At 61.0% G+C, this 19,526-nt stretch carries 20 protein-coding genes; 11 read left to right on the top strand and 9 right to left on the bottom strand.

The genetic code is table 11. The features are described 5' to 3' along the window. The first annotated feature begins 311 nt into the window (after window positions 1–311). Window positions 312–773, top strand: coding sequence for a lipocalin-like domain-containing protein (locus tag ABH944_RS10815; RefSeq protein WP_404606852.1), 462 nt, complete (start codon window positions 312–314; stop codon window positions 771–773). A 157-nt stretch (window positions 774–930) separates the two neighbouring features. On the opposite strand, the gene ABH944_RS10810 is transcribed toward ABH944_RS10815, so the two are convergent. From ABH944_RS10810 to ABH944_RS10800, 3 genes are all read right to left on the bottom strand, one after another. Continuing rightward, on the bottom strand, window positions 931–2,211 hold the full coding sequence (locus tag ABH944_RS10810; protein ID WP_404606851.1) for a DmpA family aminopeptidase: 1,281 nt from the start codon (window positions 2,209–2,211) through the stop codon (window positions 931–933). 220 nt (window positions 2,212–2,431) lie between these two features. Continuing rightward, the gene (locus ABH944_RS10805; RefSeq protein ID WP_404606850.1) at window positions 2,432–2,878 is read right to left on the bottom strand and encodes an SRPBCC family protein; all 447 of its coding nucleotides are present in this window, start codon (window positions 2,876–2,878) and stop codon (window positions 2,432–2,434) included. Window positions 2,879–2,993: 115 nt separating this feature from the next. Then, window positions 2,994–3,911, bottom strand: coding sequence for a helix-turn-helix domain-containing protein (locus tag ABH944_RS10800; RefSeq protein ID WP_404606848.1), 918 nt, complete (start codon window positions 3,909–3,911; stop codon window positions 2,994–2,996). Between the two features lie 158 nt (window positions 3,912–4,069). On the opposite strand from ABH944_RS10800, the gene ABH944_RS10795 reads away from it, so the two are divergent. Continuing rightward, window positions 4,070–4,969 carry a DMT family transporter gene (locus ABH944_RS10795; protein ID WP_404606847.1) on the top strand — a complete coding sequence of 300 codons (900 nt, stop codon included), beginning with the start codon at window positions 4,070–4,072 and terminating at the stop codon, window positions 4,967–4,969. Between the two features lie 16 nt (window positions 4,970–4,985). Here the strand turns inward: ABH944_RS10795 and ABH944_RS10790 are convergent, their stop codons facing one another. Continuing rightward, window positions 4,986–5,789, bottom strand: a complete 804-nt coding sequence (locus ABH944_RS10790) for an alpha/beta fold hydrolase (RefSeq protein WP_404606845.1) — start codon at window positions 5,787–5,789, stop codon at window positions 4,986–4,988. A gap of 142 nt (window positions 5,790–5,931) precedes the next feature. Here ABH944_RS10790 and ABH944_RS10785 point away from each other — a divergent pair, with 142 nt between their 5' ends. Continuing rightward, window positions 5,932–6,837 carry a LysR family transcriptional regulator gene (locus tag ABH944_RS10785; RefSeq protein ID WP_404606843.1) on the top strand — a complete coding sequence of 302 codons (906 nt, stop codon included), beginning with the start codon at window positions 5,932–5,934 and terminating at the stop codon, window positions 6,835–6,837. Window positions 6,838–6,894: 57 nt separating this feature from the next. Here the strand turns inward: ABH944_RS10785 and chrA are convergent, their stop codons facing one another. Continuing rightward, window positions 6,895–8,130, bottom strand: coding sequence for a chromate efflux transporter (chrA, locus tag ABH944_RS10780; protein ID WP_404606842.1), 1,236 nt, complete (start codon window positions 8,128–8,130; stop codon window positions 6,895–6,897). 232 nt (window positions 8,131–8,362) lie between these two features. Further along, window positions 8,363–9,094: an SDR family oxidoreductase gene (locus tag ABH944_RS10775; protein WP_404606840.1), complete on the bottom strand. Its 732-nt coding sequence runs from the start codon at window positions 9,092–9,094 to the stop codon at window positions 8,363–8,365. A 261-nt stretch (window positions 9,095–9,355) separates the two neighbouring features. Here ABH944_RS10775 and ABH944_RS10770 point away from each other — a divergent pair, with 261 nt between their 5' ends. Further along, window positions 9,356–10,210, top strand: a complete 855-nt coding sequence (locus ABH944_RS10770) for a helix-turn-helix transcriptional regulator (RefSeq protein ID WP_404606839.1) — start codon at window positions 9,356–9,358, stop codon at window positions 10,208–10,210. 66 nt (window positions 10,211–10,276) lie between these two features. Here the strand turns inward: ABH944_RS10770 and ABH944_RS10765 are convergent, their stop codons facing one another. Then, on the bottom strand, window positions 10,277–10,603 hold the full coding sequence (locus tag ABH944_RS10765) for a cupin domain-containing protein (protein WP_404606838.1): 327 nt from the start codon (window positions 10,601–10,603) through the stop codon (window positions 10,277–10,279). 60 nt (window positions 10,604–10,663) lie between these two features. Then, window positions 10,664–11,299 carry an FMN-binding negative transcriptional regulator gene (locus ABH944_RS10760; RefSeq protein WP_404606836.1) on the bottom strand — a complete coding sequence of 212 codons (636 nt, stop codon included), beginning with the start codon at window positions 11,297–11,299 and terminating at the stop codon, window positions 10,664–10,666. Window positions 11,300–11,420: 121 nt separating this feature from the next. Between ABH944_RS10760 and pdxR the strand changes: the two genes are divergently transcribed. The 3 genes from pdxR to ABH944_RS10745 all read left to right on the top strand — a co-directional run bounded on the left by pdxR (window position 11,421) and on the right by ABH944_RS10745 (window position 14,745). Beyond that, window positions 11,421–12,932, top strand: a complete 1,512-nt coding sequence (pdxR, locus tag ABH944_RS10755; protein WP_404606835.1) for a MocR-like pyridoxine biosynthesis transcription factor PdxR — start codon at window positions 11,421–11,423, stop codon at window positions 12,930–12,932. Between the two features lie 349 nt (window positions 12,933–13,281). Continuing rightward, on the top strand, window positions 13,282–13,770 hold the full coding sequence (locus ABH944_RS10750) for a MaoC family dehydratase (RefSeq protein WP_404606961.1): 489 nt from the start codon (window positions 13,282–13,284) through the stop codon (window positions 13,768–13,770). A gap of 96 nt (window positions 13,771–13,866) precedes the next feature. Beyond that, window positions 13,867–14,745, top strand: coding sequence for an NAD(P)-dependent oxidoreductase (locus tag ABH944_RS10745; protein ID WP_404606833.1), 879 nt, complete (start codon window positions 13,867–13,869; stop codon window positions 14,743–14,745). 85 nt (window positions 14,746–14,830) lie between these two features. Here the strand turns inward: ABH944_RS10745 and ABH944_RS10740 are convergent, their stop codons facing one another. Beyond that, window positions 14,831–15,424: a TetR/AcrR family transcriptional regulator gene (locus tag ABH944_RS10740; RefSeq protein WP_404606832.1), complete on the bottom strand. Its 594-nt coding sequence runs from the start codon at window positions 15,422–15,424 to the stop codon at window positions 14,831–14,833. Between the two features lie 104 nt (window positions 15,425–15,528). Between ABH944_RS10740 and ABH944_RS10735 the strand changes: the two genes are divergently transcribed. From ABH944_RS10735 to ABH944_RS10720, 4 genes are all read left to right on the top strand, one after another. Then, window positions 15,529–16,500: a quinone oxidoreductase family protein gene (locus tag ABH944_RS10735; RefSeq protein ID WP_404606831.1), complete on the top strand. Its 972-nt coding sequence runs from the start codon at window positions 15,529–15,531 to the stop codon at window positions 16,498–16,500. 123 nt (window positions 16,501–16,623) lie between these two features. Then, the gene (locus ABH944_RS10730; protein WP_404606829.1) at window positions 16,624–17,364 is read left to right on the top strand and encodes an SDR family NAD(P)-dependent oxidoreductase; all 741 of its coding nucleotides are present in this window, start codon (window positions 16,624–16,626) and stop codon (window positions 17,362–17,364) included. Between the two features lie 33 nt (window positions 17,365–17,397). Beyond that, window positions 17,398–18,009 (top strand): glutathione S-transferase family protein, encoded by a 612-nt coding sequence (locus ABH944_RS10725; RefSeq protein WP_404606828.1) that lies wholly within the window; start codon window positions 17,398–17,400, stop codon window positions 18,007–18,009. Window positions 18,010–18,562: 553 nt separating this feature from the next. Further along, a complete protein-coding gene (locus tag ABH944_RS10720) occupies window positions 18,563–19,504 on the top strand; it encodes an aldo/keto reductase (RefSeq protein WP_404606827.1) in 942 nt (313 codons plus the stop codon). Window positions 19,505–19,526 lie beyond the last annotated feature (22 nt).

The raw sequence follows: 19,526 nt of genomic DNA, 5'->3' as shown, positions 1-19,526 counted from the left end.
TTACTGGCTAAGGGGCGCGCAGCGTAACGCTTGAATGTCGCTCGTCCAACCCGCGCTTCTGCTATCGAACCTGATAGCAGAGTCTGGTAGACCGGCGGCAATTGAACCGGGAACTTGCGATCCGGCAACACAGCAGCGCAGTAAGTCGGCCTGCTGGCGACGGGCAATCTTGCCACCTAGAATGTCTGGGAGCCTGCGTCACTATTTCAGAATTTTTCGTCAGCGCCTCTTGTGGTCATGCGCGGTCGATTACTCTGATAAATGAGTGCAGGTAATCGCAGAAAAACCAGCAACGCCAGTGGGGAAATTCGATGACACTCCCATCTCCCGAACAACAGCGGCAGAGCTGCACAGGCCCGCAGATCGGAACCTGGAAACTGGAGTCGTTCACGGACGAAGACGTGGAGACCGGCCAGAAAACCAATTTGTTCGGCACGCATCCAAGCGGCTATCTCAACTATGGGCCTGACGGCCGGATGTACGCCATCCTGATCAAGGATGGGCGAAAGGCGCCTGACACTCTCGTTCCAACGGACGCGGAGCGCGTCGATCTTTACAGCGGCCTTATTACATACGCGGGGACCTACAGTATTGAGGGCGACAAAATCAGTCACCATGTCGACGCATCGTGGAATCAGTCGTGGACAGGGACAACCCAGGTGCGCCAGTTCAGGATCGACGGCAACGTCTTGTACATAAAGACGCTGCCCGCGAAGAACCCGATCACCGGCAAGGACAGCTCGGCCGTGCTGATCTGGACCAGGGTCGAGTAGACGGGTGTCCCTGATGCTCTGGGCAAACCCGCTCTCGACACGGACGAGGAACGACCATTCTCTGCTCGATCGCAGCAGGCTCGTGCACTCGGTGGCGAGCTTGGCTTAAGTCAGGGTTGAAGCTGTCGTTCGCGCGGATTGCCCGTCTATTCCACCACTAGGTCTTGCTGACATTCAAGCCATGACGGTCAACGATGTTTTTTACTGCAGCCGGTGAAATCGCATCCAGACGATGTCCCTGGAATCCTGTAGTGGAAACGGCCTGAAGCATCGCGTTATAGACGGCTTCTTCGGTGGCTTCGGAGACCGCCTGGAACAGAGGCGACATCGCATCGTTTGAGAGGTCTTCGACTGTCCCCACCGCCGTACGCCGCTCGCGTGTTCGACGCACGGACTGCGCCGTCGAGAACGCGATTGCATAGTCGCCGGAACCATTTGCCATCGATGAGCCGGTACGGGCAATTCCGAGAAATGTCCGGCGGGCCATACGGCTGAGGTTGCGATCAGAGAGCGGTGCATTGGTAGCGACCACGATCACGACCGAACCATCGCCACCGTGATCGTCGACCGCGTTCTTGAGGTAGTAGCGTCCCAATTCCTTCCCGACCGGTGCACCGTTGATTGACAGGATGCCGCCGTAGTTGGTCTGCACAAGCACACCGACTGCATACCCGCCAAGGCTGCGTGGCAGCAGGCGCGAACTGGTGCCAATACCTCCTTTCCAGCCGAATGCCTGCGTGCCGGTTCCGGCTCCAACGCATCCTTCAGGTACCGGGCCGCTGGTTGCTGCCGCTATGGCCTGGAGCACGTGCTGCTTCGTAACATGCCGGCCACGGATATCGTTCAGAAAGCCGTCGTTTGTTTCACCGACCACGGCATTGACGGACATAACCTGTTCGTTACCCGGTTGCCCAAGGGTCCATTCGACTGCACCGGCGATACCTTCCGCTACCGAAAGGGTATTCGTGAGGACGACGGGGGTTTCGATTTCACCGAGTTCTTCGACCTGTGTCGATCCGGCGAATTTGCCGAAGCCATTGCCGAGCGCAAAGCCCGCGGGGACTTTGTCCTGAAACAGGTTGCCCGCGTGCGGCACGATTGCTGTGACACCGGTTCTGGTCACGTTACCCTCGCTCAACGTAACGTGGCCAACCATGACGCCGGGCACGTCCGTTATTGCGTTCAGCGGCCCCGGGGAAAGAATCCCGGGTTGGATGCCAATATCGCGGGCGCGCACGCGATCGGCGAGTGTGAGGTTCACGGGAGTATCCATGGTGGTTGGGAAACGCTTGTCATTGTTCGGGAGGGTGTCGGTTGCACTCGCGGCAAGCCCATATGCTGGCGCGATCATCAGCAGGCCTGCCAGAAAACGTCGGCGCCCTGGTGCCGACGCAGCTATGTCGTTTTCATCACCGGTAATCGCCAGCCTTCCAGGCATACCTCTATCCGTGAATGTGCCTCAACGAGCCTTTAACGTCGCTCCATCAAAAATCCGTCGCGGCATCGAAACAAGTTATGGGTTTTTACACAGAAAATATGAAGATCGCGAACCGGTTCGTCAGTCGATGCAAACAGACAGCTTGATTGATCCCCAGCTTCACGGAAAACGGGGTGGATCGCGACCTTGAGCAACCGGGTGCACGTCTGTGCCGGCGTTGTCAGTCGGGGATATCGAGTTCGACCAGCTTCGCCAGCTGAACCAGCGACTCCTGCCAGCCGAGGTAGCACATCTCCACGGGAATGACCTCGGGCACGCCCTCCTGCACGATGGTGAGCTCGGTTCCGCAGGACACCTGCCGCAATGAAATGGTGGTGTGCATCTCACCGGGCAGGTTCGGGTTGTCGAATTGGTCCGAGTAACGGATCTTCTCGAACGGCACCAGTTCGAGGTACTCGCCACCGAATGAATGGCCGTTGCCGGTGCTGAAGTTGCGGAAGGACATCTTGTGGGTGCCGCCAACACGGGCATCCAGGTGGTGGACCTGACAGGTGAACCCGTAGGGAGGAAGCCACTTCGCTAGTGCATCGGCTTCGAGGAAGGCCCGGTAGAGGCGTTCGGGAGTAGCGCGCAAGACGCGATGGAGACGGACGGTTCCAGTAGTCATGGTGTGATCGCCTTTCAGTGGAGAAGTTGAACATACCTCACGACGACTCGGCGAAGCGGGTATCGACATGGATTGAGATCGGGGAGACCCGTAGATGCCAAGCCGTCGGCAGCCATCAAGCGCTGACGGCTTGCCGGTATGCGGTCGGCGCGACACCAGCGCTGTCACGAAAACGGTGGCTGAAATGGCTGGCGTTTGCATAGCCGCATTGTTCGGCGACCTGCGTGAGCGGCAGCGCCGTGGTACGCAGCAGCGTGCGCGCGCGTTGGAGCCGCTGTTGCGCGATCCACGCAGCGGGCGGGAGTCCGAACGATGTACGGAACATGCGCGCGAGGTGAAACTCAGACAACGCGGCGACGCCGGCCAGCTCGCCGAGTGTGAGCGTTTGCCCGAGATGGTTTTCGATGTAATCGCGCAGGCGCCGCCGGGTCGCAACCGACAAACCGCCCTTCGGTGAGGCATCGGTCCGGCGCACGCCTTGTGCGCGCAGCAGCAGGCTCAACACCTGATGCGCGGTTTCATTGGTGCGCAGCAGGCCGCCGGGGTCCTGCCAGTCTTCATTGGCGAGGGTTTGACAAAGGCTCGCAATGCGGGCGTCTTCGAAATAGGTGCGATCGGCGAGCGTCAGTTCGCGAGGCTCGCGATCGAGCTCTTGCACCGCGCGTTGCGTGAAATGTTCGGGCAGGAAGTACAGATGCATGAAATGCATGTGGCCGCGAACCCACCAGCGCGATTCGTGATCGCCGGGCAGCGTGCAGAGCCGCGCCGGCGCGCCGTAGCGGCCGGGCATTTTCTGACGTTCGGTGCGATAGCCGCCGTCCAGATAACACGAGAGCGTATGGTGGCCGGGCCGGTCATAGATGGTCTCGGCTTCTTCGGTGTCGCGCGTCCACACCGCGATGGCCAACTGATCGCCGAGCCATGCAAACCGCTCAAGACTCGCGTTGGCGGTGCTCAGCGTGTGACAGACCGAATGAAGGCCGAACGGCGTTTCGATGGAGTCCATCACGGGGGCGGGCGGTCTGGCGTTCACGGGACTGGCGGGATGAATCTGATGACTGGGTAAGCACAGTATACGGCGAGCCACGGGCGGTGGCTTGGCGCCGCCAGGAAGAGCGCAATCCTGGACAAGTGCGGCCGGGCCTGCCGCCGCATAGTTGAGGTTCCGCTTTTTATGCTGCAGGCCGCGTCATGAATATGTTGCTCTATGCCGTTACCGTTCTGATCTGGGGCACCACGTGGATCGCGATCAAATGGCAGCTTGGATCGGTGCCCCCGCCGGTATCCATTGCATGGCGGTTCTGGATCGCCGCGCTGGTGCTGTTCGCGCTGCTGCGTCTGATGCGTCGTCCGATCTGGCCGCCGCGAGCCGCATGGCGCTACCTGGCCGCGCAGGGACTGGCGTTGTTTTGCGTCAACTTCCTGTGCTTTTACTACGCCGAACAGGTCGTGCCGAGCGGACTCGTGGCAGTGGTGTTTTCGACCGCGCCGCTTTTGAACTCGATCAACGGACGCCTGTTCATGGGCCGTCCCTTGCAGCTCACCGCGATTGCCGGCGCGGCGCTGGGCCTGGTCGGCATTGTCTGCCTGTTCGTTCAACAGATGGCCGGGCATCTCGGCGACCACACTGCGTGGTTCGGCCTCGCGATCGCGTTCCTCGGCACCTTGTGCTTCTCCGCCGGCAACCTGTTGTCGAGCCGGATGCAATCGATGGGCCTGCACCCGTTCGCCACCAATAGCTGGGCCATGCTGGTCGGCGCCGGCGTCCTGACGATAGGCAGTGCGCTGGCCGGCTTTTCGTTCGCCATCGAGCCGGACGCGCGTTATCTGGGCGCGCTCGTCTATCTGGCCGTGTTCGGGTCGGTGATCGGTTTTACGGCGTATCTGATGCTGGTCGGGCGGATCGGGCCGGAGCGGGCGGCTTACTGCACCGTGCTGTTTCCGATCGTGGCCTTGGCGGCGTCGACCGTGTTCGAAGGCTATCGGTGGTCCGCATTGGCGGTGGTCGGGCTGGTGCTGGTGGTCGCCGGCAATCTGGTCGCGTTCGACCTGACGCGGCGCATGTTTGGCCGCCGGGCGCAGCCGTCCTGACGCAGCCTCCCGGGCGTCACGCTCCGGGTGACAACAAGAACTTCACGACTGCGTCGACGAACTCACGCGGAAACTCGACGTTGGAGAGATGCACCGCCGGCAGCACCAACAATGTTGCGCCCGGGATAGTCTGCGCCATCTGCACGCTGTAACTCGCGGCCGTCACCGTATCGTGCTCGCCCGCGATCACCAGCGTCGGCCGTGTGATGCACGCAATATCCTGCCGCATGTCGGTATCCTGCACGGCGCGCCACGAACCGACCAGACCATGGCGGCTGGTCGTGAGCAGCATCGTACGGAATGTTTGCACCGCCGGATCGCGCGCCTCGAACATGCTCGCCGGAAACCAGTCGTGCAGGAACGTTTCGGCCGTAGCGGTCATGTCATCGGCCTGGAGAGCCTGGGCGATTGGCGCATCAAACCTGTCCGCAGGTCCAAGATAGGGTGCTGTATTGCTGAGTACGAGCCGGTCGATCCGTGCCGGCGCGTGTATGCCGAGCCACTGCCCGACAATGCCTCCCAGCGAGAGTCCCAGGAAATGCGCTTGCCCGATGCCGAGCGTATCCATCAATTCGAGAACATCGTGTCCCAGCCGCGCAACGGAATACGGCCCGGCAGGAACGCTTGACGCACCATGTCCGCGGGCGTCGTAGCGTAGCACCGAGAAATGACGGCTCAGCTCGGCGACTTGCCCGTCCCACATGCGCAGCGTCGTACCGATCGAGTTGGACAGCACCAGCACCGGCTTGTTGTCGTGACCATCCATCCGGTGCGCAATGCTTACACCGTCGGATGTCGTGAAGTAGGAAAAATTGTCCATGACACTCTCGCAAAAGAAGCGCCGCCTCGCACGGCCTGGCTGGCCGCACTCCGTTGCGGCGCAGGTTCATGCGTAAAGTATGGACAACCTCGTGTTCCGATAAAATTACAAAATTCGGATACTCTTTGTCAGAAAAAATGACATGAACGATTTCGCCCTGCACGATCTGAAATGCTTCGACGCCGTCATCCGCACGGGTAGTTTCCAGGCTGCGGCGGCCGCCTTGCATCGATCCCATCCGGCGGTGTTCGCTGCGGTGGCGAGGCTCGAAAGCCAGGCAGGTCTGAGCCTGCTCGATCGCGGCGGCTACCGCGTCAAGCTAAGCGATGCGGGGCGGTCGTTCCATGAACGCATGCAAACGCTTCTGGGCGAAGCCGAAGGTTTGCGTCAATACGCGGCACAACTGGCCCTGGGTGAAGAGAGTGAACTGCATGTGGTGTTAGGCGACCTGTGCCCACGCCCGGCAGTGCTCAGGCTGCTCGCGCGCTTCTTCGAGACGTGTCCGCACACGCGGCTGCATCTGCATTTCGAAACGGTTGGTGGTCCTATCGAACGCCTCAAGGCTCGCGACGCTGACCTGATGTTTCACCGCATCGACACGACGGACCCGTTTCTGGAGTGGATTGCGCTTTGCAAGGTCCGGCTGATTCCCGTGGTCGCTCCGGGCTTGCTGCCTGTGTCGACGGCCAGGACAGTGCGCCCGGAACATCTGCGCGACTACACGCAATGCGTCATGCGGGATTCGGCTCGGGCGCCACGCGATGAGGATTCTCTGGTCATCGAGGGGGCGCACCAGATCACCGTTGCGGACCAGTTCATGAAGAAGGATGTCATTCTGCAGGGCCTTGCATGGGGACATCTGCCGGACTTCCTGATCGATGGGGAAATACGCAGCGGTGCGCTCAAGTCCATTGCCGGCCGGTACTTACCCGGCCGCACGGAAACGGTGGTGGCAGCTCGACGCAGCGACGGGGCGCACGGTCCCGTCGCACAGCGGCTGTGGGCGTATTTGCAGGCGAACGCGCCCATGGCGCCCTCTCTGTCATGAAGCCTCGATGACATCGAGCTCATCTGCGGCGTCGAATGCTCTCGCGAAAATCGTCGCTCAGTGCAGGGTAGCTTCGGCCATACCGGCCAGCGCACTGAGCACGACGACGGCAAGAGGCGGAAGTCGCCACCGTGTCAGCAGGAAAAAGCCGATGACTGCGATGGCAAAGTCGAGCTTGGAGAGAACCGCGCTGGTCCAGACCGGTGAGTAGAGTGCGCTGGCCAGTAATCCGACAACAGCGGCATTGACTCCTGCAAGCAGCGCAGTCATGGACGGGCGGGCACGCAGCGCTTGCCAGTAGGGCAGCGCCGCAAGCACGAGCAGGAGACCCGGCAGGAAAATGCCCACGGTGGCCAGCAGCGCACCGGTCCAGTGGTTCGGCGCTTCCGCCATCATCCAGCCGAGAAATGCGGCGAACGTAAACAGGGGCCCGGGGACCGCTTGCGCAGCGCCATATCCTGCGAGAAAGTCGTTCGACGAGATCAGGCCGGCCGCAACGGTTTGCTGCTGAAGAAGCGGCAGCACAACATGACCGCCGCCAAACACAAGCGCACCCGAACGATAGAACGCTTCAAGGATCCTGACGGCCGGATCCGCATGGAGTGCGACGAGCGCCGGAAGCCCAAACAACAAGACACAGAAGAGGATCAGGGCGATAGCGCCCACCGTGCGGGACACGCGGAACTCGTGGGTGTGCTGCAATACGCGAGCGGTGTCTGTCGATGTCGTGTTCCGGCACAACACGAGCCCAAGCACAGCACCAAGGCCGATAACGATGAGCTGCGCATACACGGTGCTCAGAATGCCGAGTACCGCGACGGCGATCAGCGCGATGGCAGCGCGGCGGTGATCTGGGCACAGGCGCCGCGCCATGTCCCAGACTGCCTGAGCGACAACAGCGACAGCGACGAGCTTGAGGCCATGAATCAAGCCGCTACCGACCGGCCCGCCGAGACTCGGAGCAATGGCGGCAAAGCCGATCAGCAGCAGGACCGAAGGCAGCGTGAACCCGCACCATGCCGCGAGTCCTCCAAGCCATCCTGCCCGCAAAAGACCGATCGAAAATCCCACCTGGCTGCTGGCGGGTCCGGGAAGAAACTGACAGAGTCCGACGAGATCGATGAAGCTTTCGTCATCAAGCCAGCCACGCCGCTCGACAAACTCCCGGCGGAAGTAACCCAGATGCGCAATGGGACCGCCGAAGCAGGTCAGTCCGAGCTTGAGAAACACCGCGAGAACTTCCCCGGCGGCACCCATCCGGCTTGAATGCGGTAAGGCAATATCAGTTTTCATACGTTCACGCGCCACGGGTCACCCTGGCTTCAATGGGATTCGCTGCCGCTGCTGCTGGCATGGGCGCCGGCGCTTGGGGTTTCATGGTTCGTCGCTGCGGACGTTGGCGTTATCGAGCGCTTTCGAGCACTGCCGATACGTTTCCCTGGCGCGTGTGAACCCGTAGCTTGAGCTTATACCGTTCTTTCATTACGTCGATAAGGCAGTCAACTGGCCATCGGACTCTTGCCTGTCAGACCAGCAAGCCGCCTCCATCGACCGGCAGGATCTGTCCGGTCGCATAGCCGTTGAGCATGAGGTACACATAGGCCTTCGCGGCTTCCTCCGGCGACGCGCCGCGGGGCACGGGAAGGGGCGCTACCATCGACTGCAGCATGGCCTCCGGCATCGTCTGCTTCACGTGGTCGGTGAGGACAATGCCCGGGCATACGGCGTTGACTCTCACCGGGCTGAGATCCATCGCAAGGGCGCGGGCCAGGTATTCGGCCGCTCCCCCCAGGGCGGTCGGCAACGGCGCGCCTTTCATCGGCCGATGTGTGAGCATGCCACTCGTCAGCGTGATCGAGCCGTCCTGGGCGATGGTCCGGCAGCCGTGCTTCACCGCCGCGAGCAGGCCCCAGAAGCGGACCTCCAGGAGCGCTCGTGCCTGCTCCAGGTCCAGGTCCCGCGAAGAAGCGTAGAACATCGATCCGCCCCAGTCGCCGGCCGTTATCGCGAGATGATCGAACGCGCCGAGCGCTTGGAAGAAGCCGGCAACGCTGGCCTCTTCGCGTAGATCGACGGTACGCCCGGTCGCACCTTGCAAGCACTCAACGGCCGCACTGACGTTTGCCTCGCGGCTCGAACCGATGACAACCGCGGCGCCCTGGGCACGCGCGAGTTCGGCAACGGCGAAGCCGATTCCTGACGCGCCGCCAATGACAACCACGCGTTTTCCATCGAGTGACATTGCTGTGCCGGCCATCCTGATTCTCCTATGCAGTTGAGGTCTTTGTTGCGAATGCCGGAAGCGCTATAGCCACGCTTTTCCGAGCGGATGAGACCGACGACCTGCTGACGTTCGCGACCAGTTCACGGACGGCGGCGCAGCCGGTGAAGCCGACGGTTCCCATGAAAAAGACGCACACGTGAGGCGCCCCCAGGTGATCGATAGAGCAATGTACGTGGCAAAATCATCCTGTTAAAGTGGTGACGTTATCCAGGTATACCTCCTAACAGGTTGCACATGGCCCACGCGAACGAGAACGAGAGCGACAACCGGCTCGGCAATTATCTGAAGAACAGGCGCACGAAGCTCGATCCCGCGTCCTTCGGCTTTTCCGGTAGCCGGCGGCGGACGGCGGGACTGCGCCGGGAAGAGGTGGCGCAACGCGCCAATATCAGCGCGGCCTGGTACACGTGGCTGGAGCAGGGGCGCGGCGGCAATCCGTCAGCGGATGTGCTGGACCGGATCGCTAGTGCTTTGATGCTGACGGAAGTCGAGCGCGAACACGTGTTCCTGCTTGGACTCGGCCATCCGCCCGAAGTCCGCTATCGCGGTGGCGACGCAATCACGCCGCGGCTGCAGCGCCTGCTCGAAGCGTTGCCCCATAGTCCGGCAATCGTCAGGACCGCGACGTGGGACGTGATTGCCTGGAACCGCGCGGCCGCGGCCGCCCTCACCGACTACGGCTCCCTGCCGCCTGAACGACGCAATATCCTGCGCATGATGTTCTGCGATCCCGGCGTCCGTGCCGCGCAGTTCGACTGGACCAGCGTGGCCCGCTTCGTGGTGGGCGCTTTCCGGATCGATGCCGCACGCGCAGGCGCCGAGGCCGAGGTGGCGCCGCTCGTCGACGAACTGTGCCGGGCAAGTCCCGAGTTCGCCGCCATGTGGCGGGACAACGAGGTGCAGACCCACGGCGACGGGGTCAAGCATTTGCGCCATCCGGTGCTCGGCCCGATCTCGCTCGAATACTCGTCCTTCGCGGTCGATGGGCGGCCGGATCTTCAAATGATTGTCTACAACCCGGCGACACCGGCCGATCAGGAGCTGATCAGGGCTTTGATCGAGAGAACGCCGGTGACCGTTGAGGAGTGAGCCTTGGGATTGGACGAAGTGCCATGAGTCGTAGTCAGGAATTTGCCGCGCACATTGTGCGAGGTTTTATATAGCGTAACCGAGCAGAAACAGACAACCTTTGTCACTGCGGAACAGGACATCGGCGGACCCTGTTTCTGCGACGCCTGCCCAGCCGGCGGTCAAAACCTGACCGTTCTGAATGGCTTCCCCTTCCAGCATGAAGATGAACTCCGGTCCCTCATGCTTATGAGTGGGCAAGACGGCGCCGGGCTCGAAGCGCACGAGTTGCATGGCGCGCCCATTTGCCTTGCCCAGGTTTTTCACCACTACGCCCTTGGCCAATTTCGAATCCTGCCAAGGGGCGGTGTTGCTGTCGGTGAAGATGAACTTCGCTTCTTGTCCCGCAGTCATGGCCGTCCTCCCGGTCTGGAATTTAGCCGGAGTGTCGCTGAAGCCGCTAGCGCAGGCGGTTTATCCTTGCTTCTGCGCGGCGCACTCAAGCATCGCATCGCCAATCCGGTTGTCGAGCGCCTTGAGCGCCTCTGCGGCACCCTGGATATCACGTGCCTCCTTATTCTGGCCGAGTTTGCTCTTGCCCGTCAGCCGCGTGATATCGATTTGCAAACCGACAATCGCCTTGAGCATGGTGTCGATGTATTCCTTCGGCGCGTCACCCATTTTCCAGGGTACGGCCTGCGTGGCCTCGTGCGTGCGGGTTAGGCGGGCGACTACGCCGCGCACGTATTTTTCATCGTCGCGAATGGTGATGCGCCCATGGGCGTGAACGACGATGTAATTCCAGGTCGGCACCTGCTTGTGCGCTTCATGTTTGCTCGGATACCACGTGGGGGAGATATACGCGTCACCGGCGCGGAAGATGACCAGCACCTCGTCGCCATTGGCAACGTCCTGCCACAAGGGATTGCTCCGCGCGACATGTCCGTGCAACACACCCAGGTCGCCTTCGTCCGCTGCAAGCTCAAGTGGAATGTGATTGGCGTCCAGACCGCTCTTGCCATTGGTAATCAGGCTGCCAAAGGGATTTTGAGCAATGAGCGTGTGCAGCACGTCTTTGCGAGACTCATTGAAATGGGCGGGTACGTACATGGTTGCTCCAGTAGGTTTTTGTCCTTCACCTATGCGAAGGGTGTTCGTCTTGTATGAAGTGTGTACCGAAACTGGTTTATCCTGTAGAGCCAGTTTGAATCATTATCACTGAACCAGAATCATGGCGCGAACTCCCCTTGTGTTAGACATTCCTGCACTCGGCGCACTCGAACGAGGCGCGGGAAACCTGTCCGGCCAGTTGGCGCAACTACTGCGAGAGGCAATACACAGGGCGGAAATCAGGCCCGGCGACGCTGTGCCGTCTACCCGGCTGCTCGCCGCTTCCTTGAACGTTGCGCGTGGAACGGTGGTGGAAGCCTACGAGCAACTGATCGCCGAAGGCTTTCTCGAGTCGCAAAGAGGGGCGGCCACCCGCGTTGCCGAGGCGTTGTCGGAGCCGGGGGCGCGGGTTCGCAAAGCGCACACGGCCCGCGGGCAATCAGCGCGGACCGGTTTGCCTGAACCGGCGGCGCGCTTTGCCCAGGTGGCGCGCGAATTCAGTCCATTACCGCAGGTGCCGTTTGCTGTGTCGGTCCCCGTTGGCCTGACGGCGCCTGCCGATATCTGGCGGCGGCTTGGCAACCGTGTGCGTGCCAAAGGGCCGGGCGCGGCCGCCGGTTATGACGATCCGAAAGGCACGCTGCCGTTGCGTGAAGCCATTGCTGCCTACGCGCGCAAGTCGCGGTCGGTGCGCTGTGAAGCGGGCCAGGTCATCATCACCAGCGGAACGCAGCAGGGCTTGTATCTCGCGAGTCAGGTATTGCTGGGTGCGAAGGATCAGGCGTGGGTGGAAGATCCCGCGTACCGCGGCATCACTGCCACGCTCGAGAATAACGGTCGGGGCAGTGCAATGATCCGGGTGCCAGTGGACGACGAGGGCATTGATGTTGACGCAGGCATCCGGCAAGCGCCGCACGCGAAAGTGGCGTTCGTGACGCCGTCGCATCAGTATCCGCTCGGCATGCCGCTGAGCATGGCGAGACGTAGCGCAATACTGGCATGGGCACGGTCAAACAATGCATGGGTAGTCGAAGACGACTACGACAGCGAGTTCCGGTACGAGGGTTATCCGTTCCCGTCGCTGCATGGTTCGGAGCCTGACCGGGTGGTCTACCTTGGCACGTTCAGCAAGATCCTGTTCCCTTCGCTGCGACTCGGTTATGTCATCGCGCCACACGATCTGGCCGATGCATTTTGCGGTGCGCGTATCTTGATGGACCGCCATCCGCCGACTGCTGATCAGCATGTTCTCGCGGCGTTCATGGCGGATGGACACCTCGAGCGGCACATCAGGCGGGTTCGCAATGTGTACGCCAACCATCGGGCACAGCTTATTGGCGCAATCCACAATCTGCTGCCTCCGGAGGTGGCATGGGTGCAGCCCGGCGACCAGGGCATGCATCTGGTTCTCTGGCTCGAGGAAAGCCTGGATGACCGCGAGGTGGTGGCGATGGCCGCGCGAGCCGGCGTAGCGGTACGAGCGGTGTCGCCCATGTTCTCGCCGGGGAGGGGCCGGCCCGGCCTGGTGCTCGGATTCGGCGGTTTCAGCAATGAACAAATGCGGGCGGCCGCGCAGCGGCTCGCGGCAGTCATCACCGACGCCATGAGATCTGGCACAAGACGACGCGTGTAAAAGCTGCGGCTCGCACCTACTTGATATCGGCGAGCGTGGAGCGGGCAGGGACCTTCGATGTTGCCGGAATCCACCGAACCGTGTGCGCCTTGAGTTTGAGGCGGACCCTGCCGGGAAACTGCAAAGCGCGGCGGGTCGCAGCTTCGCGCGTCGATACGCATCCCTCCGCCCTGATTTCTCGCTTGACAAAGTAACAGACCTGTCCGTACTATAAAAATAGTTACAGCTTAGTTACTTTGTGGAAATTATCCTTGCGGGTGAAAGAAGGGACTTTCTCAGGCGGTCCCGGGACTTCGTCGTTGTCGAAGGTGGGGACGGTCTCGCGCTCGGGCTCGCGTTCGAAACCATTGTGCAAAGCCGGGACAGGGTCATGAATCAGTTGAGCGAGCGTTATCTGGAAGATTTTGCAGTGGGGCAGACGTTCGGTTCAGGGCGGTTGCGTATCGAGGAGGAGCGGATCGTCGCGTTCGCCGCCGAATTCGATCCGCAGCCGTTCCACCTCGATGAGGCGGCGGCGCGCCGCTCCATTTTCGGCGGACTGGCCGCGAGCGGCTGGCACACCGCTGCCGTGACCATGCGCTTGATGGTTGAGAGCGACCTCAAGCCCGCTGGTGGTTTCATTGGCGCCGGCCTCGACGAGTGCCGCTGGCCCCGGCCAGTGCGCCCCGGTGACGAGTTGCGTGTCGAGTGCGAGGTGATCGAGGTACGGCCGTCAAAGTCCCGTCCGGAGCAGGGCCTGATCAAGCTCCGGACGACCACGCTGAACCAGGACAACGAGGCCGTGCTGGTGCATGTGGTCAACATGGTCGTGCCGCGCCGCAATCAACATTCGCGTTGATACCGCGAAGCGGGATTGTGCGGCAAGGTATCAGGCCGTGTCGCTAGAAGCCCGTGTGTTGTCACAAGCATCGAGCGCCGTGGCACAGGAGTGAATATGGACATCGGTTTCATCGGCCTGGGTGTCATGGGACAGCCCATGGCGCTCAATCTGGCCCGCGCAGGCACACCACTCATTGTCTGGAATCGCTCCGCTGACAAATGCGAGCCTTTGCGGGCGGCGGGCGCAACCGTCGCAACGGATCCTGCCGAGATATTTGAACGGGCCCGCGTGGTAGTCCTGATGCTCGTCGACGGCGACGCGATCGACGCTTCCCTCGGCCGCGGCACGTCGCAGTTCAGCGCGAACGTTGCGCACCACACCATCGTCAACATGGGCACGACCTCGCCCGACTACTCGCGCGGACTCGAAGCCGACATACGCAACGCCGGTGGCACCTATGTGGAAGCGCCCGTTTCGGGCTCGCGCAAACCCGCCGAGGCCGGCCAGCTCGTGGCAATGCTGGCGGGCGAAGACACGGCTGTCGGAAGCATCCGCCCTTTGCTAGGCCCAATGTGCCAGCAGGCGATTGTGTGCGGTCCGGTTCCGAGCGGGCTTCTCATGAAACTCGCGGTGAACCTGTTTCTGATGACCACGGTCGCCGGCCTTGCAGAAGCGGCTCATTTTGCCGAACGGCATGGTCTGGACATGCAGCAGTTCCGCGCTATTGTCGACGCCGGTCAGATGGCGAGCGACATCTCACGCGTGAAAATTCTCAAGCTGGTGATGCGTGACTTCGATGTCCAGGGATCGATCACCAATGTGCTGGAGGTCAATCGATTGATTGCGGAAGCGGCCAGGGAAGCCGGGGTCGCGTCGCCACTACTGGATGTCTGCTACGCGCTATTCGGTGAGACGCAGGCGTTGGGGTACGGACAGTCCGACATAGCAGCCGTCCTCCACGCGCTCGAGGCAAGAACCGATTCCAGTAGATGATCATTCGTACTACTGTGCTTACCCCTATTTGCCACGACAGGCCCAGGCGGTATGCCACTTGTCTCCGGGTTGTTTCGCCGGACTGCTAGGCCAACAATTTCATGACGGCATCGACGAGATAGTCCTTCAGATCAGCCGATTTTCCCATCAGGCCGGTGACGTACGCGCCATTGATCAGCAGTGCGATCTGAGACGCGGTACGGTCGGGGGCCTTGACATCCAGCTTGCCAACGATACTTGCAAGCCTGGCCCGCATTTCATCCTTGTTGTTCCGGGCAATAACCCGGCCAGGATGGTTGTCGTCAGGAAATTCCGTCACCAGGTTCAGGAACGGACAGCCGCGATAAGCGGGTCTCCCGATCCGTTCCACTATTCCGGACAGCAGCGCCTCCAGCAAAGCGCGCGGGTCGTCGGCGTGCCGCTCCTCGGTACGATCCCACCACGCCCAGAATGACCGATCTTTTTCGGCGGCGAAAGCGGCGATCAAATCGTCCTTGGAGCCGAAAAGGCGATAAAGGCTGGTTTTCGACACGCCCGATTGCTCGACGATCGTGTCAACACCGATGGCGCGGATCCCCTCGCGGTAGAACAACTCGCTTGCCGTCGCGAGGATACGCTCGCGCGCGCTCACTTCGCCTTTCGGCGGGGTGCCCCGACGGGGTCGGGCTTCTGCCGTCATATTCGCCAAGCTCCTTTTACTCAGATTTTCTGATTGACAAAGTAACAGACTTGTCTGTAACGTTCAAGTAACTAACAGGTCTGTAACTTTAAAAGAGGGTGATCGTGCGTGCGATCGAGGCAAAGACTTTCTCGGGCTATGGCGGGCTGTGGCCGTCCGAATTGCCCAAACCGCAACCGGCACCGGACAGGGTGCTCGTCCGCGTCACGGCAGCCGGTGTCACGCCGCTCGATCACACGATCCTGTCGGGTGGACATCCCCGAGTCAGCGCGCCGCGGGTGCTTGGTAATGAGGGTGCGGGTGTCATTGAGGATGCCGGTGGTTCCGGTCTCGCGGTGGGAAGCCGTGTCATGTTCACCGGGCCTTATGGCGTTGCCGAGAACGGCACGTGGCAAGAGTGGCTGCTGGTGAAACCTGAACATCTGGCGCTCGTGCCCGACGCGATCGACGATGTCGTCGCGGCCAGCCTTCCAGTGGCTTACCTGACGGCGCAGATCACGCTGACGCAAGCCGGATTCAAGCCCGGCATGACGGTGCTGGCTCCGGGGATTGGCGGGTCGGTCGGCAACGCGACCTATCAGTTCGCGCGGGCGCAGGGCTCGGCCAAAGTGATTTCGACGGCCGGCAGTGCGGCGAAAGCCGCCAGGGCGAGCGAGCTTGGCTTCGAAGACGTGATCGATCTCTCCACGGAAGCGCTCGCGGACGGCGTTCGCCGGATTACGGCGGGCAAGGGTGTCGATATCGTCATAGAGAGCATTGGCGGGACTGTGACCAGTGAGGCGCTGAGCAGCGTCGCTAACGGCGGTGTCCTGACCACGTTGGGCTATTCGGCCGGACGCAAAACCACGATTGATGTGACGGACCTGATCTGGAAGCGCGCACGGATGGCTGGTTTCTCCCTGTTTGCCCAATCAGCGGAGACGATTGCCGCGGCGTGGCAGGACATGCTTCCGCTGATCGCAAGCGGATCCGTCAAGCCGATAGTCGAGCGGGCCTACCCTCTCGCCGAAGCGGGCGAAGCCCTGCGTCACCTGATAGAGGACCGCCCGTTTGGCAAAGTCATTTTGACGATATGACTGGCAAGATCATATATAGGTTACCTAATTAAATAACTAACCCCACCGATACTCTTGTGATCGTCATTGTTTTTTGGATTTAGCCGGGTGGCTCCGCCGCCCATCGAGGAAAAGGAGGGTTTTATGTCGCTTCCCAAGGCTGTAGTGGTGGGTGTCGGTGCCGAGGATGGTCTTGGAGCGGCCATAAGCCGTTGCTACGCGGCCAACGGTCATCACGTCCTGGTCGCTGGCCGTACGCGCGAAAAAGTGGAGAAAGTTGCCGCCACGATCCGGCGCAACGGTGGCCGCGCGAGCGCCCATGTCATCGACACGACGCAGGAAGAGGATGTCATCCCGCTCTTCGATGCTGCAATGACCGACGATGCGGATGGCGCTCCCGCCGACTTGGTCACCTATAACGCCGGCAAGAATTTGAAGATCGATTTCCGGCAGATGGATGCCTCGACGTTCGAGGACTTCTGGCGGATGAACACGCTCGGCGGATTTCTGGTGGGCCGTGAGGCGGCGCGTCGCTTCGTGCCGCTCGGTCGCGGCTCCGTCTTCTTCACCGGGGCCACGGGATCGCTTCGCGGCATGCCTGGTTTTGCGCAATTCGCCGCGAGCAAGGCGGGTCTGCGCATGATCTCGCAGAGCATGGCGCGCGAGTTCGGACCGCAGGGCATTCATGTGGCGCACGTCATTGTTGACGGTGCGATTGATGGCGAGCGGGTGCGCTCGCTGTTCCCTGGTGCCTTCGAGCAGCTAGGCGAGAACGGCATGCTCAACACTACGGCGATCGCTGAGGTTTATTGGCAACTCTATTGCCAGCACCCGTCCGCCTGGACGCAGGAACTGGATGTCCGACCGTTCAAGGAACAGTTCTGACGCCTTGAAACCAACGATGACATGGAGAAGACAATGAAACTTGTGGGCCCCTGGATTTCCGGATTTACGCGCCGGACCGCTATCACCATGAAGCTGCTCGGAATTCCATTCGAGCATCTCGACCTCAACGCCTATACCGACAAGGAAGCAGTTCGACGCTACAGCCCGATGGGCAAGGTGCCGGCGCTTGCTCTGGATAACGGCGAAGTCCTGATCGATAGCGCCGGCATCATTGACATGCTGCACGAGATGGTCGGACCCGGGAAGGCGCTCATCCCGCAGTCCGGCGCCCCGCGTCTCAAGGCGTTGCAACTCATCGGGATCGGCACTTCCATCTATCCGAAGCTCACTGCCTTGTACGACGAAAGCCTGCGTCCGGAAAACTACCGCCTGCAGTCCGCGATAGAAGGCTTCGTCGAACAGGTGATGATCGGGTTCAGGTTGCTTGAGGAAGAGGCCGGAGACGGCTGGTATGTGAACGACACGCTCAGCCAGGCCGACATCATGGCCGTCGTCTGCTATCAGGCGGCTGCTCAATTTATCCTCCCGGGGGTCGTCACCGCGGAGAACTTCCCGCGCCTGGCGGCGTTGTCCGATCGCGCGATGAAGATCGACGCGTTCGCATCCACCGTGCCGCATCTCTGAACATCTCCTCTTGCTCTTCATGAAATGAAAGGGAGATGAGATGCATCACAAATTTGTCATATGGACCGCTACCTGAAGCTCGGCGCAGAACAGATCGGCGAAAAGGAGTCGACCATCATTCCTGTCGATTCTTTCCAATCTTGCATATGACGATCTGATCTCAATACGTCTATTGCGTGATGTCCCCTGCCGGAATTCTCCGCTGCCGCCCAGCAATTCATTTGCTACACTTGATCGCGAAGCAGACCTGTCTGGCGCGCGGTCTGACCCTGACGGCCGCGGCTGAGTTGCGGATCAACGCGGACCAACTCGACTCCATTTGACGGCTTCAATTTCCGCGCATTCAACACCCATCCAGGCGAAGAGAGAGAAGGGCTTCACGACTCAGTGTAAGCAGTTCACGAATTCGTCGGTCAGCATTCACCGTGACGCGGCTGACCGACTCGACGACTCTGGTACGTTGACGTTTTCTGTTCATGGACCTGGCGTCACGATCGCAGGCACACGCGTCGGTCCTTCCTCGCAGGCCATGACATAGTGCGGAGGTGGCGCCATGATTGAGTCTTCCGATTTCCGGAGCAAAAGGTTAGTGCTTAATCATGGAGGCGGCAGTATGCCCGCGCTCGGATTTGGCACGCTGATCCCCGATCCGGCTGTGACCTCCAGTGCGACCAGAGACGCGCTGGAAGCGGGTTATCGACACTTCGATTGTGCCGAGCGATATCGGAACGAGCGCGAGGTGGGCGAGGCGCTGCGGACAGGGCTTGCTGCCGGAGGGATCGCGCGCGAAGAACTCTTCGTGACCACGAAATTGTGGAACTCCAATCATCGGCCCGAGCGTGTTGAACCGGCTTTCGAGGCAAGTCTTGAAAGGCTCAGGCTCGACTATCTCGATCTCTATCTGATACACACCCCGTTTGCATTTCAATCGGGAGACGAGCAGGATCCGCGCGATGAAAATGGCGATGTCATCTACGACAAAGGCGTGACTTTGCTGGACACGTGGAAGGCGATGGAAGATCTCGTCGACCATGGGCGATGCCGGGCCATCGGACTGTCTGACATCGGCCTGGACGAATTGCGGCCTCTTTATGAATCGGCACGAATCAAGCCGGCGGCGGTGCAGGTCGAAGCACATCCGTATCTTCCGGAAACGGAACTACTGGAATTCTGCAAGCAGAGAGAGATAGTGTTTTTGGCCTTTGCGCCATTGGGTCACGGAATCAGGCCGGGGCCGCTTGAGGATCCGGTCATCTCGCAGATTGCCGCACGAATTGGAAAGACGCCGGCACAGGTGCTGCTTGCCTGGGCGGTCCAGCGTGGTGGAGCTTTGCTCACCACCCCCAAAAATGCGGCCCGCGCACGCGAGAATTTCGATGTCTCCGCGCTTCCGGCAGACGCGTTCGACGAGATCGACCGGATCGAGACGAGGCAGAGGTTCAACGAAGTCGTCAAGACGGGCAGCCCCGGGTTTATTCCGCGTCGTACTGAATAGACAGACGTGAACGGTATCAGGA

Origin of the sequence: Caballeronia udeis (assembly GCF_044909315.1) — a bacterium.
Classification (GTDB): Bacteria; Pseudomonadota; Gammaproteobacteria; order Burkholderiales; family Burkholderiaceae; genus Caballeronia; species Caballeronia udeis_A.
This window is presented reverse-complemented; position numbering and strand designations above follow the sequence as displayed.